This window comes from Streptomyces albidochromogenes (assembly GCF_005981925.1).
Lineage (GTDB): Bacteria > Actinomycetota > Actinomycetes > Streptomycetales > Streptomycetaceae > Streptomyces > Streptomyces albidochromogenes.
The window spans coordinates 1-13,851 of the sequence record NZ_VBVX01000179.1 but is presented as its reverse complement, the minus strand read 5'-3'; the positions used below and the strand labels follow the sequence as shown (position 1 = coordinate 13,851).

Genomic DNA, 13,851 nt, shown 5'->3' with positions numbered 1-13,851 from the left:
GCAACGAAGTGCTTGCAAAGCTGTCTTTGCAAGCCTAGAGTCGTGGCATGCCCACCGAGCCCGGCCCCGACCCGCACCCCGACCCCGACCCCGAGGCGGCCAAGTCCCGCGTCCTGGACGCCCGTTCACTGCGCGGCCTCGCCCACCCCCTGCGCATCCAGCTCCTTAAGTCGCTGCGCCACGACGGCCCCGCCACCGCCTCCCAACTGGCCGAGCGGCTCGGGGAGTCCAGCGGCGCCACCAGCTACCACCTGCGACAGCTCGCCGCCCACGGGTTCGTCGAGGACGACCCCGAGCGCGGCAAGGGCCGCGAGCGGTGGTGGAAGGCGGCGCAGGAAGGGACCACCTTCAGCAGGGACCTGTACCGCAGCCCCGATCCCGCCGTGCGCGGGGCCGCCGACCTCTTCCTGCACGAGATCGCGAACATCCACACCCAGGAGCTCGGCACCTGGCTCGCCACCTCGCGCGAATGGCCCGAGGAATGGGCCGCCAGCTCCGACATGAGCGACTTCACGCTCCAGCTCACCCCTGAGCAGCTCAGGGAGCTCAACGAGAAGATGCACGCGCTCATCGTCAGCTACCACGGACGGTCCGACGAGGGCTCCGCCCAAGTCCGCCTGCACACGCACTCGTTCCCGCGCCGCCCCACGGACTGAGAGGAACCGCCGCCATGCACCCCGACACCCACCTGCGCCTCCACCACCAGCGCGCCGCCGAACTGCACGCCCAGGCCGCCGAGGACGCCCGCGTCCGCCACCCCGAGTCCGGGAGCACCCTGCGCACCCGCCTCGGCTGGACCATGGTCGAGCTGGGCCTGCGCCTCGCCCAGCACCCGCCGGCCCGGTCGGCCCGTATCGCATGAGCGTCCAGGGGGGACGAAAACCGTTCGCGGCCGTACTGGCCGCCAACACCGTCTCCATCGCCGGGACCTCACTCACGATGATCGGCGTCCCGTGGTTCGTGCTCGACACCACGGGCAGCGCCGGCCGGGCCGGCGTCGTCGCCTTCTGCGCGACGCTGCCGGTCGTCGTGGCCGCGCTCGTCGGCGGACCGTTCATCGACCGGATCGGCCGCCGCCGGGTGTCCGTCGCCTCCGACCTGGTGTGCGGGCTCGCCGTCGGCGCGATCCCGCTGCTGCACTGGGCCGGGGCGCTGGAGTTCTGGATGCTGTGCGCCCTGATGGCGCTCGGCGGGCTCGCTCATACGCCCGGCATGACCGCCCGTTACGTCCTGCTTCCCGACCTCGCCGCCCACGCCGGCACCACCCTCGCCCGCGCCGCCGGCCTCTTCGAGGGCGTCTCACGCGGGGCCCGCATGATCGGCGCCGCGCTCGCGGGCGTACTGATCGCGGTGCTCGGGGCGGAGGCGGTGCTGCTGCTCGACGCGGCGACGTTCGCCGTGTCGGCGCTGCTGGTCGCCGGCGGAGTGCGGGGCGTGCGGGCGGCCGAGCCGCGGAAGACCGGGGCGCCGGTGTCGTTCACGACGTACCGCACCGAACTGCGCGAGGGGTACGTCTTCCTGCTGCGCCACCGCCTCCTGCTGGCCGTGGTCCTGATGGTGATGCTCACCAACGGCCTCGACCAGGGCTGGAGTTCGGTCCTGCTGCCCGTCCACGCCAAGGAGAACCTGGGCGGCGCGAGCGACCTGGGCATGCTCACCGCGATCTTCGGCGGCTGCGCGCTGCTCGGCGCCCTGCTCTACGGGGCGGTCGGCGAGCGCTTCCCGCGCCGGGCCGTCTTCACCGTCGCGTTCCTGATCTGCGGGCTGCCGCGCTTCGTCGTCGCGGCGCTGGCGGACGGCACGGCCGCGCTGGCCGTCACGATGGCGGCGGGCGGCCTGGCCGCCGGGATGCTCAACCCCATCCTGACGACGGTGACGTACGAACGCGTCCCCCAGGAGCTGCGCAGCCGCGTCGGCGGCGTGAGCACGGCCGGCTGCGAGCTGACGATGCCGCTGGGCGGTCTCGCGGCGGGCCTCCTGGTCGAGGAGGCGGGGCTGGTCACGGCGCTGCTGGTCGTCGGCGGGGCGTACTTCCTGGCGACGCTGAGCCCGGCGCTCTTCCCGTCCTGGCGGGCGATGGACGCCGTACCGGCCGGCGGACCGCTCAGCAGCTCGGAACCTTCGCGCCCTTCGTCTCCAGGGCGTCCAGCGCCCGCACCGCGTCCTTGAGGGTGGTCACCGGCACCAGCCGCAGCCCGGCGGGCTTCTCGGCCTCGGCCTGCGCGCACTCGTCCTTCGGGACGAGGAAGACGGTGGCCCCGTCGCGCCGGGCCGCCTGCGTCTTGAGGGGTACGCCGCCGACCGGGCCCACGTCGCCGCCGGAGGTGATCGTGCCCGTACCGGCGATGGTGCGGCCGCCGGTGAGGTCACCGCCCGCGCCGTTGCCGTCCAGCTTGTTCACGATGCCGAGGGAGAAGAGGAGGCCGGCGCTCGGGCCACCGATGTCGGCGAGCTCGAGGTCGACCTTCACCCGGTCGGGGCTCTTGCCGAGGTAGCCGAGCGCCGCGTCGACGGCGGTCTCCTGCGACTGCTCCATCTCCGCCACGTTGTGCTTCTCGATCTCGGCGTCGGTGCCGCCGGTCGGGTAGACCGCCTCCTTGGGCAGCACGGCCCGGTCGGTCCTGAACCAGGCGTCGACGACCTGCCCCAGGTCGACGTCGACGGACGGGCCGGTCGCCACGATCGTGGTCATCCGCAGCTGCCCGGTGGTCTCGCGGACCGGGGCCCCGGTGATGGTGATCACCGGCTTGCCCTTGTCGTCACCCAGGACGTTCGCGGTACTGCCGGGCTGCGCCAGGACGTACGGCAGGGGCGCGAAGACGGCCACGGCGAGGAGCGCGAGCACGGGGGCCGCGCAGACGGCGAGGGCACGGGGACGGGAGAGACGTGAGAGCACGCCCCCAATCTAGTGGGCGCGTACCCCTCTCCCCGCGTGCACCTCTCGCACCACGGCCCCCGGCCCGGGGCGGATTCCGACGCGTGCGCCGCTCGCACCGCCGCGCGGGCCGCGAGCACCGCGGCGGTCTCCGGCCGGCGGACGGCGGGGCTCACCGCAGGGCGTCGGCGACCTCACGGGCCGCGTCGACCACGCGCGGTCCGACGCGCTCGGGCACCGAGTCGGCGAGCATGACGACGCCGACGCTGCCTTCGAGCCCGGTGATGCCGACCAGCGGAGCCGCCGCGCCGCTCGCGCCCGCCTCCAGCTCGCCGTGGGTGAGGGTGAACCCGTCGACCGCGAGCGCGCCCTGGCGGGCGGCGAGGATGGCCTTGCCGGCCGCGCCCCGGTCCAGGGGGTGGCGGAAGCCGGTGCGGTAGGCCACGTGGTAGTCGGTCCACGTCGGCTCGACGACCGCGACCGCGAGCGCCTCCGTGCCGTCGACCAGGGTCAGGTGCGCGGTGGCGCCTATGTCCTCGGCGAGCGAGCGCAGCGCGGGCAGGGCGGCCTCCCGTACGAGCGGATGGACCTGGCGGCCCAGGCGCAGCACGCCGAGGCCGACGCGGGCACGTCCGCCCAGGTCGCGGCGTACGAGCGCGTGCTGCTCCAGGGTGGCGAGCAGCCGGTAGACGACGGTGCGGTTCACGCCGAGCTTGTTGGAGAGCTCGGTGACGGTCAGACCGTGGTCCGTGTCGGAAAGCAGCTTGAGGACACGAAGTCCCCGGTCGAGCGTCTGGGAGGTTTCCGCGGTCACGACGCCCACTCCTCTGTGGTGAGTGCGGCGGCTCTCTCACGCTGTGCGCCGCCGGTCCCATCGGCGTCGCGCGCAGAGGCCGCCGGCAGGCCATGGCACCGGCTGCGCTCCGGGGCGGCTCTGCCACGGGGCGTATGCGTTGCGGGAAAGGTAGCGACGGACTCCGCTCAGCGGAAGACCTCGTCCAGAATCCGGGCGCGCACGCGGAGTTGATCCACATTCGGCACCGGATGCGGGCGCCGGGGGATCTGGAGGTTCCGCCCCGTACGCACGAGCGGGGCCCGGAGACGATCCTCCAGGCCCCGCTCGCGCCGTTCGCAGCGGATGTCACCGCATCCGGGTGGCCCACTCCTGGACCTTCTTGATCCGCTCCTGGAGCTGCCCGGCCGTGGCCTCGGCGCTGGGCGGGCCGCCGCAGACACGCCGCAGCTCGGTGTGGATCACGCCGTGCGGCTTGCCGGTCTGGTGGACGTACGCGCCGACCATGGTGTTGAGCGACTTGCGCAGTTCCAGCAGCTGCTTGTGCGTGACGACGGGCCGCGCGTCGGCGGGCTTCTCCAGCAGATCCGCCTCGGCGGCCGGTTTCTGGCGGCTGTGCGCGATCTGCCGGGTCTGGCGCTTCTGGAGCAGGAGCTGCACCTGGTCGGGCTCCAGCAGGCCGGGGATGCCGAGGTAGTCCTGCTCCTCCTCGCTGCCCGGGTGGGCCTGCATGCCGAACTCGGCGCCGTCGTAGAGCACGCGGTCGAAGACGGCGTCGGACTCCAGCGCCTCGAAGGGCAGCTGGTCCTCGGTCTCCTCGTCCTCCAGCTTCTCGGCGTCGGCGAGGAGCTTGTCCTCCTCCGCGAACGGGTTCTCCTCGTCGCCGCCCTTCTTGGGCTTGTCGAGGACGTGGTCCCGCTCGACCTCCATCTCGTTGGCGAATTCGAGAAGCATCGGGATCGTGGGAACGAACACCGACGCGGTCTCGCCGCGTCTGCGTGATCGTACGAAGCGACCGACGGCCTGGGCGAAGAACAGCGGCGTGGAGATCGTCGTGGCGTACACACCGACGGCGAGCCTCGGCACGTCGACGCCTTCGGACACCATGCGGACCGCGACCATCCACCGGGAGTCGTCCGCGCTGAACTGGTCGATCTTCTTCGAGGCGGCCTTCTCGTCGGACAGGACGACGGTCGGCCGGTCACCGGTGATCTTCTTGAGGATCTTGGCGTACTCGCGTGCGGTGTCCTGGTCGGACGCGATGACGAGGCCGCCGGCGTCCGGGATTCCCTTGCGCACCTCGGTCAGCCGGGTGTCGGCGGCGGCGAGCACGTTGGGGATCCACTCGCCCGTCGGCGAGAGCGCCGTGCGCCAGGCCTGCCCGATCGCGTCCTTGGTCATCGGCTCGCCGAGCCGGGCGGCGATCTCGTCGCCGGCCTTGGTGCGCCAGCGCATGTTGCCGCTGTAGGAGAGGAATATGACGGGCCGCACCACACCGTCGGCCAGGGCGTTGCCGTAGCCGTAGGTGTAGTCGGCGGAGGACCGCCGGATCCCGTCGTTCCCCTCCTCGTACGCGACGAAGGGAATGGGGTTGGTGTCGGACCGGAACGGCGTTCCCGTCAGCGCGAGGCGCCGGGTCGCCGGGTCGAACGCCTCCTGGCAGGCCTCGCCCCAGGACTTCGAGTCGCCGGCGTGGTGGATCTCGTCGAGGATCACCAGCGTCTTGCGCTGCTCGCACCGGTTGCGGTGCAGCATCGGGCGCACGCCGACACCGGCGTAGGTGACGGCGACCCCGTGGTACTCCTTGCTGAGCGGTCCCGCGCTGTAGTCCGGGTCGAGCTTGATGCCTATCCGGGCCGCTGCCTCCGCCCACTGCTTCTTGAGGTGCTCGGTGGGCGCGACGACGGTGATCTGCTGCACGACGTGGTGGTGCAGCAGCCACGAGGCGAGCGTCAGCGCGAAGGTCGTCTTTCCGGCGCCGGGCGTCGCGACGGCCAGGAAGTCGCGCGGCTGGTCCTGGATGTACTTCTCCAGCGCCCCCTGCTGCCAGGCGCGCAGCTTGTTGGCGGTGCCCCAGGGGGCGCGGCCGGGGAAGGCGGGTGAGAGGTGGTGGGAGGCGGTAGTAGTCACGGTCTCCGGTGGAATCCTCGGGGCCGCGCGCAGCGCGTCGGGCAGGGCGGCGGCGGGCGACGGGTGGGCTCTCGGGGTCACAGGGGGCGGGTACGGCAACCGGGCCACCCTACCGGCGGCCCGCCCGGCTGCCCGTACGAACGCCGCCGGGCGACCCGCCGGTGGGACCGACCTCACACGCGTGCGGGAGGCGTTTCACCCGTCCCGCGTCCGCAGCCTGGTCGCCACCCACGCTCCGACCAGGGCGACCCCCGCCATGGGCAGGAAGACCGCCGCGAAGGCCGCGGGGTGGGACGCGGTCGTGGCGGCCGCCGTGTGCGCCCCACCGACCGCGCCGCCGCCCAGGGCCGCGAAGACCGCGCCGCCGACGGCGAGCAGCATGACGTTGGACAGGCCGTCGGAGATCTGCAGGGCGGCGGAGTTCGACCCCGCCTCGTGCGGGGCCGACAGCTTGAGCAGCAGCACGCTCGTCGAGGCGATGACCAGGCCCATGCCGAAGCAGCCGACGCCCCAGGCGACCGCGACCACCCACACCGGCACGGCGGTGATCAGGACGCTGGGCACCGTCGCGATGGCGGCCGCGACCAGCACCATCCCGGCGGGCACCAGCCGCTCGCGGTACGGCTCCACGCGCGGCCGGGACTGTACGAACGAACCGAGCGCCCACGTCGCCCCGCCGGCCGCGAGCGAGAACCCGGCCAGCGTCGGGGACAGCCCGCGCTGGGTGACCAGCATCAGCGGTACGAAGGACTCCGCCGCGATGAACGACCCCGCGGCGATCCCCCGCAGCAGCACCACCGACGGCAGCCCCCGCGCCGCGAGGTACGTGCCGCGCGGCAGCAGTCCGAGCACGGCGGGCACCAGCAGCGCGCCGCCCACCGCCGCCGGGAGCAGGGAGAGCCACCGCAGGTCCTGGCCCGCGTACTGGAGCAGGCCGGCCCCCAGTGAGATGCCGAGCGCGAGCCGGATGCGGCGGCGGTCGAAGGCGGGGACGGGGGCGCCCGGGTCGGCGGGGCCGGAGGCCGTGCGGCGTATCGCGGGCAGGGCGATGGCGAGCGGGAAGACGACCAGGGCGGGGATGCCGACGAACACCCACCGCCAGCCGAGGTGCTCGGTCACGGTCCCGGACACCAGCGGGCCGACGACGGACGGCACCACCCAGCTCGCGGCGAAGGCGGCCAGGATCGCGGGCTGGAGCCGGGACGGGTAGACGCGGCTGACGACGACGTACAGCGCGACGATCACGAGACCGCCGCCGAGGCCCTGGATCGCCCGGCCGAGGATGAACAGCCACATCGCGTCCGCCGTGCCGGAGAGCAGCAGCCCGGCCCCGAAGGCGCTGATGCCGGTGGCGAGCGGGGCGAGCGGCCCCCGGCGGTCGGCCCACTGCCCGGACAGGACCATGGCGAAGAGGCTGGTGGTGAAGTACGAGGAGAAGGCGAACGCGTAGAGGGAGACGCCGTTCAGCTCGCGGGCGGCGACGGGCATGGCCGTACCGACGGCGGTCGCCTCGAACGCGATCAGCAGGACGACGGCGATGATGCCGACGCTCAGCGCACGGTGGCTTCTGCCGAGAACGCCGCTCTGCTCCTCGGGTGCGCCGGGTATCTCGTCTGCTGCGGGCGCGAGCTCGGCGTCGCGTGGCTCCAGGGCGGTCATTCGCCCAGAGTAAGGGGCGAAACGACGGATGGACCCTGTCGTTGGGCGGGAAGCCGATGGGCCTTTGGTCGTACGACCGAGGGCGGTTCATGAACGCGGTGTGGCAGTCGCGTTGCGGCACGGGCCGGCCCCTTGAAGGAGCTTTCCCCACCGCCCTACGGTCAGGACATCAGCACACGGCCGTGTGCCCGAGTGGTTCAGGGACTCGCCTGCAAAGCGAGTTACGCGGGTTCGATTCCCGCCACGGCCTCCAACGCCTGACCAGGCAAGATGACAGGGCGGCATCCTTGCCAGGGTGCCGCCCTTTTGGTCACCGTCTCGTTTCCCGTCTCAGTTGGCAGTCAAAAGGACGCAGGTCGCACCGTCCCTGCCCTATCGGGGTCCCTCAGTTGAGGCCGGCCACGGTGTCCCATAGCGGCAGGCGCCGTGTGCTTACTCCCGACAGGTGTCATGTGCAGCCTTTACTCCCCCTACCAAGGCGAGTGGGCGACTCTAGAACCTCACGATGACCCAAATGGCCTAGCCTCCACTGCCTGCAGCGCCTCGCCAACCTAGATTGGCGGCATGTCGGATCATTCTCTGTTGCCCGTAAATCATGAGACGCGGCTCGCTCTTGTCCTCAACGGCGGCGTGAGCCTTGCAGTGTGGATGGGAGGTGTCACCCACGAACTCGACCTACTTCGTCAAGCATCAGGCGACACGCGAGAGGACAGTGTCCAAGTTCGCGACCAGGCCGTTTTCAACATCTGGAAGCGAATCTCAAGAAAAACGGGCACGCGAGTAGTCATCGATGCGGTAGCTGGATCATCAGCTGGTGGTCTAAACGGTATGCTTTTGGCAACTGCTCTCAGCCGCGGAGCCGCAATTCCGGATCTGCGTCAAGTATGGGAGGATGCGGCAGCGCTCGAAAATTTGCTCGAGCGGAAGGCGAAGAAAACGAGCGTACTTAGCGGAAGTTCGTTTGAAGCCATCATCAAAAATGCCGTCGACAAGATCGGCTTGGGCGCAGAGTGTGCACGCAATCCAGTCACTCTGTTTCTGCCAGCAACCTCACTGGACGGGCGTTCTCGCCTGTACTGCGATGGTTTCGAGAATGAATTCTCGGTACGAGACCACCGCCGACTCTACCGATTTCAACACGACGAAACGTTCGTCGTCTACGCCCACAACGGAAATGAGTGGGGATTTAAGGAAGTCAGAAAGACGGACTTTGTTCCGGGAAATGTCAATGCATTGGTGCAGGCAGCTCGGGCTACAGCCAGCTTCCCTGTGGCATTCCCGCCGGTTAATGAATCCTCGATTCTTCAGTACCGCGTACACCCCAAGAGCACCTTTGATGACCCGGCAAGCTTTGTTATCGACGGTGGCGTGCTTAACAATGCACCGTTCTCCCCGGTTCTTGAGGCTATCTCGCTACGCACACTCGATGTGCCGGTGCAGCGAGTTCTCGTCTACGTTGTGCCCTCCATGGGGCGCAAGGACTTTGAAGATAAGGAAAGATTTAGCGAAGCGACTCCATGGAACAAGATCGCAGTGAACGCTACTCTTTACCCTCAAGAGGCAGACCTTAGAGAAAGCTCTCAAAATCTGGCGACCAAGTTGGGTGGCAGTGTCCGCGACCCGCACATTGATCTGTTCAAGCGGGCCAGCGATAACCGAGAGCTGGCCGTTCGCCTGACCAGTTTGGCTAAAGAACTACTGGGCGAATACCGACGCAATCGAGCTCGAGGAGTCATCTACGACTTGCGCAGAGTGTTGGCCGATGGAAGGACGGTGACGCATCTAGCCGTTACTCCTGAACCATCTGATGAACATATTGACGTGCTTATTGACGCAGAAGGGACGCGAAGGCCGAATTGGGTTCCAACGTCGAGTCAGGAGGAGCTAACCAATCCACTAAAGGGAGAATGGCACTGGGGATCCATCCCGGCTGAACGCGTTCTTCAGTCACTGAGCCATGATCTCCACAGCAGAGTGATGAAAAACGATCTCGGCGCGGCTCAGCAGGAGCGTCTCCTTGAGGGGTCACTCTTCATCACTGAACGTCTGAGGGAAGCAATGGCCCTGATGGAGGCCTACGAGGCGCAGATTCGGCTGCACGACACGGCGGACACTTGTCTGCCTGCCCAAGAGGCGGCATGGCTCATCCACGAGAATTTTTCCTCCCTAAATGTGCCAAAGGTTCTGGGAGGCCTCGTCAAGCAAGCAGCGATCCGATACGTCAACGCTCTGCGAGCAGCTAACATCCCTACATGGGGGAAACCTGAGGAAATGGTCTCCCTATGCCTCTCGGTTGAGGTAGTGACCAGAGCCTATGCGGCTCCTTCGAAGGTAGTTGAACCCCTGATGCCCGAGTTCCAGTTTCTACGTCTGGGACCAGACAAGATGAGCCGAATCCTTTTCGAGGATAGATTTGCCGACATGGGCGACCGTAAGCTCTACGGTACCCGTTTTCAGCACTTCGCGGCTTTCTTCGCGAAGGACTGGCGCAAGAACGATTTTACCTGGGGGCGGCTGGATGCCGCCCACCACCTGTTGCGGCTATTTACCTTCCAGAGTGAAGAGGAACGTCGTGACGTAGAGCGCGAGCTTCATAGGGAAATTTTGAAGGCTGAGGCCCCGCAAGGCCTTGATCCGTGCGACTGGATGGCCGCTAATCTCAAGGAGCTGAGCGAATCAACGGACAACCAGCTTCTGAAGAAGGTAACTGACTCCAAGCATGGCCGGAAAGTCTTCAACGATGCCGCAGATTCGGTCCTTGAAGTCATCGGAATCAATCGCATTCCAGTAATTCGGACGATTCCAAAGCTGCTCAGAGGGCGTATTTTGCAATCGTACACCAGCGCTCCTAGGAGGACCCTCTTCCAGGCCGCGAAAACTGCCATGATTGGAGTCGGGTGCACCATCGCTTGGGTGATCCTAGTGCTCATCTATGCACTTCTTTTTCTCTGGGTAATCTAAATGGTAGCATCTTTTCGTAACAGCCCATATTGGCTGGTCACACAATTAGCAGATGAGGAAAAATCGATACTTTGAACGGGATCAAAAGAAGGGGGCGGCGCCTATGGAGAGGTACCGCCCCTTCCGGATGTCTCAGTTCGCCTGCACGCGGACTTCGGCCGCTCCGTCGTCGTCATCGCCTGGCCGGTCCGGTGTGGTCTTCCAGATCAGACCGTCGACCTGCCTCGCGACGTCGGCTCGCACGGCGTCCACCATGTGCTGGTACCGGGCGGCCATGGCCGTGGTCGACCACCCCATGAGCCCCATGACGGCCCGTTCGGGGACACCTAGGATTAGCAAGACCGTCGCGGCCGTGTGGCGCGCATCATGCAGACGCCCGTCCCGCACTTTCGCCTCTGCCAGAAGTGCTTTCCACTCAGCCCAGTCCCGTCGGTGGGACGGGCTGCGGCCGTGCTCGTCCGGAAACACCAAACCGTTCTCCCCCCAGCAGTCGCCAGCCTTTGCCCGCTCCTCTTCCTGCACCTTGAGGTGAGCACGGAGTAGGTCAACGAGCTGTTCGGGGAGACCGACGGCGCGGCGGCCGGCGCGGGACTTGGTGGTGGACAGCTCCGGGTTCGTGCGTCGCCTCTGCGGGCAGTACCCGGCGGCCTTGCGCCCGCAAGGGTCAACGCACCCGTGGGCGTACTGCGGCCGGTGGCGACTACGGCGGACCATGAGGAACCCACCTGCGAGGTCCACGTCGTCCCACGTGAGCGCCAGCACCTCCCCTTGACGCAGTCCGAGTGCGAGGGCGACGGCCCATCGTGCTGCATTGCGGTGCTGTTCAGCGGCCTGCAACAGCCGCTGTACCTCGTGCACGCTGTAGGGCTCCACCTCGTACTCCCCCGTCTTCGGCGCCTTGGCCAAGTGGACGGGGTTCTTGCCTAGGTGGCCGCGTCGCACGGCTTCGTTGAGGGCGGTACGGAAGGTTCGGTGCACCTGATGGGCGGTGGCCGGCTTGCTGCCAGCGGCCTGAACCTTCGCGTAGAACGCCTCGATGTGCTCGGGCTTGAGCCTGTCGAGTCGATGCGCCCCCAGGCCGGGGATCAGGTGCTTTCGCACCGCGACCCGGTATCCGACCATCGTGTTGTCGTTGACCGCGAGGGGCGCGACGTTCTCAACCCAGTGCGTCAGCCACGTCTTGACCGTCCACGCCCTGCCGGGCTTCCGTACCGTCTTCGCGTCGCGCTGCTTCTCCAACTCGCGCACAGCAGCAGTCGCTTCGGCGCGGCTCTTGCGTTCGACGTGGCGACGGTCGGGGCGGCCGTCGTCGCGGATGCCGACAGTGACGCGACCGTGCCACTTTCCATCCTTGCCCAAGTAGATGGAACTGCGGCCATTCGGCTGCCGGGTGCGCTTCATTCCTTCCGCCACGGCGGACTCCTTGAGGTTGAGGCGGTTGCAGACGATCGGAGCGCTGCCCCAAGGTGGGGGCAGCGCTCCGATGCGGGGGGAGTCAGTCCGCGCGGCGCTGCTCGGCGCGACGGCGGGCGAGGTAGGCGGCCGGAGCGTCGGCGGGGACGCGCCGGAGTCCGCCGATCATCAGGGACTCCAGCTCCCCGGTTCGAATGAGGGCAAAGCAGGTGGTCCGACCGATGCGGAGGCAGCGGGCGGCCTCTTCGACGGTCAGGCAAACGGGGGGCAGGTCGTCAGCTCCAGCCAGTAGGGGGACATCCACGCTGGCGATGCTCATCCGGGGCTCCTCTAAGGCAGTCCTTCGGCGTCCCCTCTGAGGGGCGCTACGTCCGCTACCGCCGCTACCGCGCAGGTCAGGGGCCGGTTCGAGGTAGCGGGAAGGGGTAGCGGTAGCGGATGGGTAGCAGCGAGGTAGCGGCTCACGGTGGCCCTTGCCGCTACCTCGTTCTTGCTGGTCAGGCACTGTTCTAGGTGCCAGGTAGCGGAAGTAGCGGACTTTCCGGGGGTGGGGGGCAGTAGCGGCCCCAGGCGTCCCGGAGATCGGCGGCGTAATAGCCCTTGAGGACGCTGCCGGCGGCCTTGATGTTGCGGGAGCAGATGGGCTCGTTGGCGGCCGTCATGTACTCCGCGAGCATCCGCGACAGGCGCCGGTTGTCGAGCGGCTTGCCGTGGAGGTCGGCCCAGGGGGCGTCGTCCATGGCGTTGAGTCGGTCGAGGATGGCGACGGTGGGCAGGCGGTCGATGCCGACCATGACGTGGTCGCGCAGATCGGTCAGCAGCCGAACGCCCAGACTGCCCTTGTCATTGGCCTTGGACGCGGTCACCAGCGTCAAGCACGCTGCCCGTGCCCGCTCGGGCCAGTCCCCACCGACGGCGTCGGCGATGGCGAGCAGGGGTTCCCATACGTCCGCCGGTCGGTCGCTCACTCCGTCCGGCATGTCCGGCCAGGCACCCATGACGAACCCTCGTGCCTGCTCGGCCCATGTGGCGAGCCGGTCGCGGAGGTTGTGCCCCTCCGCTTCGTGGATGCGGGCTCGGAAGGGTTCCACGCGTTCGTTGCGGGCCCTGCGGCGCATGCGGATGATGACGGACCGGCTCAGGATGGTGTCGGGCAGGGAGCCGAGTCCTGCGACCGCGACCGCGCAGTACGAGGGGAAGGCTTGCACGGTCTGCTGTCCGCCGTCGCCGGTGCACCGGTAGGTGACTCCGGTGCGGCGGTGCCCGGCATTGAGGAACCCGCGCAGTTCCTCGTTGTCCCCCGCCTTGGGGCCGAAGACGGTGTCAATCTCGTCGAACAGGATCGTCGGCTTGCCGTTGCCCGCCGAGACGGACCGGAACAACGCGGCGGCAGAGGCGTTGACGGCCGTCATGGGCTGCGGCACGAGGGTCTCCACGATCTCCAGTGCCCGAGTCTTGCCCGACCCCGGTTCGGGGGACAGGAAGGCGATGCGGGGCGTGGAGTCGAAGCAGTCGAGCAGGTGGGCGTGCGCGTCCCACAGCGCGACCGCGACGTACGCGGCCTCGGTGGGGAAGACGTTGAAGCGGCGGTGAAAGGCTTCCACCTCGTCGAGCAGCGCGGCGCCGTCGATGGGGTCGGTCATGCGGCGGCCCTTCCTTCCTCGGGACTCCGGAGCGGGCAGGTGTCGCGGTGGAGGTCGTACTTGGTGAGCAGCGCGGCTACGGCGCGAACACCGGTTGCGCTGCCGGTGTGGCCGCAGCGGCAGGCGTAGGCAGCGGCGGGGGTGTCGCCGTAACGCTTGGACCAGCGCGCCCCGTCGTAGTGGTGGCGGTAGACCGGCGGTGCGTAGATGCGCACGCCGGGCCGCTCGGGTGTGGGGTTGGCCGGGTCACCGGTCTGCGGCTCAGGGCTTGTTCGGACGCCCTTGCGGGCGGCGCCTTTCGGATCGCCCACGGCCGCAGCGTCCACAAGCCGTAGAGCGGCGTACGGGCCGGTCGGGGTGGTGGGGCAATCCAGGGC

The 13,851-nt window shown here is 68.5% G+C and carries 12 protein-coding genes and 1 tRNA gene; 5 read left to right on the top strand and 8 right to left on the bottom strand.

Annotation, left to right across the window (positions count from 1 at the left end; all coding sequences use genetic code 11):
- Window positions 1–47 precede the first annotated feature (47 nt).
- The 3 genes from E2E34_RS21805 to E2E34_RS21795 are packed head-to-tail and all read left to right on the top strand — an operon-like array spanning window position 48 to window position 2,169.
- The gene (locus tag E2E34_RS21805) at window positions 48–656 is read left to right on the top strand and encodes a winged helix-turn-helix domain-containing protein (protein WP_138903610.1); all 609 of its coding nucleotides are present in this window, start codon (window positions 48–50) and stop codon (window positions 654–656) included.
- 14 nt (window positions 657–670) lie between these two features.
- Entirely contained in the window at window positions 671–862 is a 192-nt protein-coding gene (locus E2E34_RS21800; RefSeq protein WP_138903609.1) for a hypothetical protein, read from the top strand.
- Window positions 859–2,169 (top strand): MFS transporter, encoded by a 1,311-nt coding sequence (locus E2E34_RS21795; protein ID WP_138903608.1) that lies wholly within the window; start codon window positions 859–861, stop codon window positions 2,167–2,169. The genes E2E34_RS21800 and E2E34_RS21795 overlap by 4 nt, the downstream gene beginning before the upstream one ends.
- Here the strand turns inward: E2E34_RS21795 and E2E34_RS21790 are convergent.
- The 4 genes from E2E34_RS21790 to E2E34_RS21775 form a co-directional block, all read right to left on the bottom strand.
- Window positions 2,105–2,896, bottom strand: a complete 792-nt coding sequence (locus E2E34_RS21790; RefSeq protein ID WP_138903607.1) for a S16 family serine protease — start codon at window positions 2,894–2,896, stop codon at window positions 2,105–2,107. The genes E2E34_RS21795 and E2E34_RS21790 overlap by 65 nt on opposite strands.
- Window positions 2,897–3,047: 151 nt before the next feature.
- The gene (locus E2E34_RS21785; RefSeq protein WP_138897285.1) at window positions 3,048–3,689 is read right to left on the bottom strand and encodes an IclR family transcriptional regulator; all 642 of its coding nucleotides are present in this window, start codon (window positions 3,687–3,689) and stop codon (window positions 3,048–3,050) included.
- 327 nt (window positions 3,690–4,016) lie between these two features.
- Window positions 4,017–5,798, bottom strand: coding sequence for a DEAD/DEAH box helicase (locus E2E34_RS21780; protein WP_138903611.1), 1,782 nt, complete (start codon window positions 5,796–5,798; stop codon window positions 4,017–4,019).
- Window positions 5,799–5,993: 195 nt separating this feature from the next.
- Window positions 5,994–7,457, bottom strand: a complete 1,464-nt coding sequence (locus E2E34_RS21775; RefSeq protein WP_138903606.1) for an MFS transporter — start codon at window positions 7,455–7,457, stop codon at window positions 5,994–5,996.
- 178 nt (window positions 7,458–7,635) lie between these two features.
- Here E2E34_RS21775 and E2E34_RS21770 point away from each other — a divergent pair.
- Together E2E34_RS21770 and E2E34_RS21765 are read left to right on the top strand one after the other, a co-directional pair.
- A tRNA-Cys gene (locus E2E34_RS21770) sits at window positions 7,636–7,710 on the top strand.
- Between the two features lie 311 nt (window positions 7,711–8,021).
- Window positions 8,022–10,418, top strand: a complete 2,397-nt coding sequence (locus E2E34_RS21765; protein WP_138903605.1) for a DUF3376 domain-containing protein — start codon at window positions 8,022–8,024, stop codon at window positions 10,416–10,418.
- 132 nt (window positions 10,419–10,550) lie between these two features.
- Here E2E34_RS21765 and E2E34_RS21760 read toward each other — a convergent pair whose 3' ends face one another.
- The 4 genes from E2E34_RS21760 to E2E34_RS21745 form a co-directional block, all read right to left on the bottom strand.
- Window positions 10,551–11,831 carry a tyrosine-type recombinase/integrase gene (locus tag E2E34_RS21760; RefSeq protein ID WP_138903604.1) on the bottom strand — a complete coding sequence of 427 codons (1,281 nt, stop codon included), beginning with the start codon at window positions 11,829–11,831 and terminating at the stop codon, window positions 10,551–10,553.
- An 82-nt stretch (window positions 11,832–11,913) separates the two neighbouring features.
- Window positions 11,914–12,150, bottom strand: coding sequence for an excisionase family DNA-binding protein (locus E2E34_RS21755; RefSeq protein ID WP_138903603.1), 237 nt, complete (start codon window positions 12,148–12,150; stop codon window positions 11,914–11,916).
- A gap of 190 nt (window positions 12,151–12,340) precedes the next feature.
- Window positions 12,341–13,474 (bottom strand): DUF3631 domain-containing protein, encoded by a 1,134-nt coding sequence (locus E2E34_RS21750; protein ID WP_138903602.1) that lies wholly within the window; start codon window positions 13,472–13,474, stop codon window positions 12,341–12,343.
- Window positions 13,471–13,848, bottom strand: a complete 378-nt coding sequence (locus tag E2E34_RS21745) for a hypothetical protein (protein WP_244315959.1) — start codon at window positions 13,846–13,848, stop codon at window positions 13,471–13,473. The genes E2E34_RS21750 and E2E34_RS21745 overlap by 4 nt, the downstream gene beginning before the upstream one ends.
- Window positions 13,849–13,851: the final 3 nt, after the last annotated feature.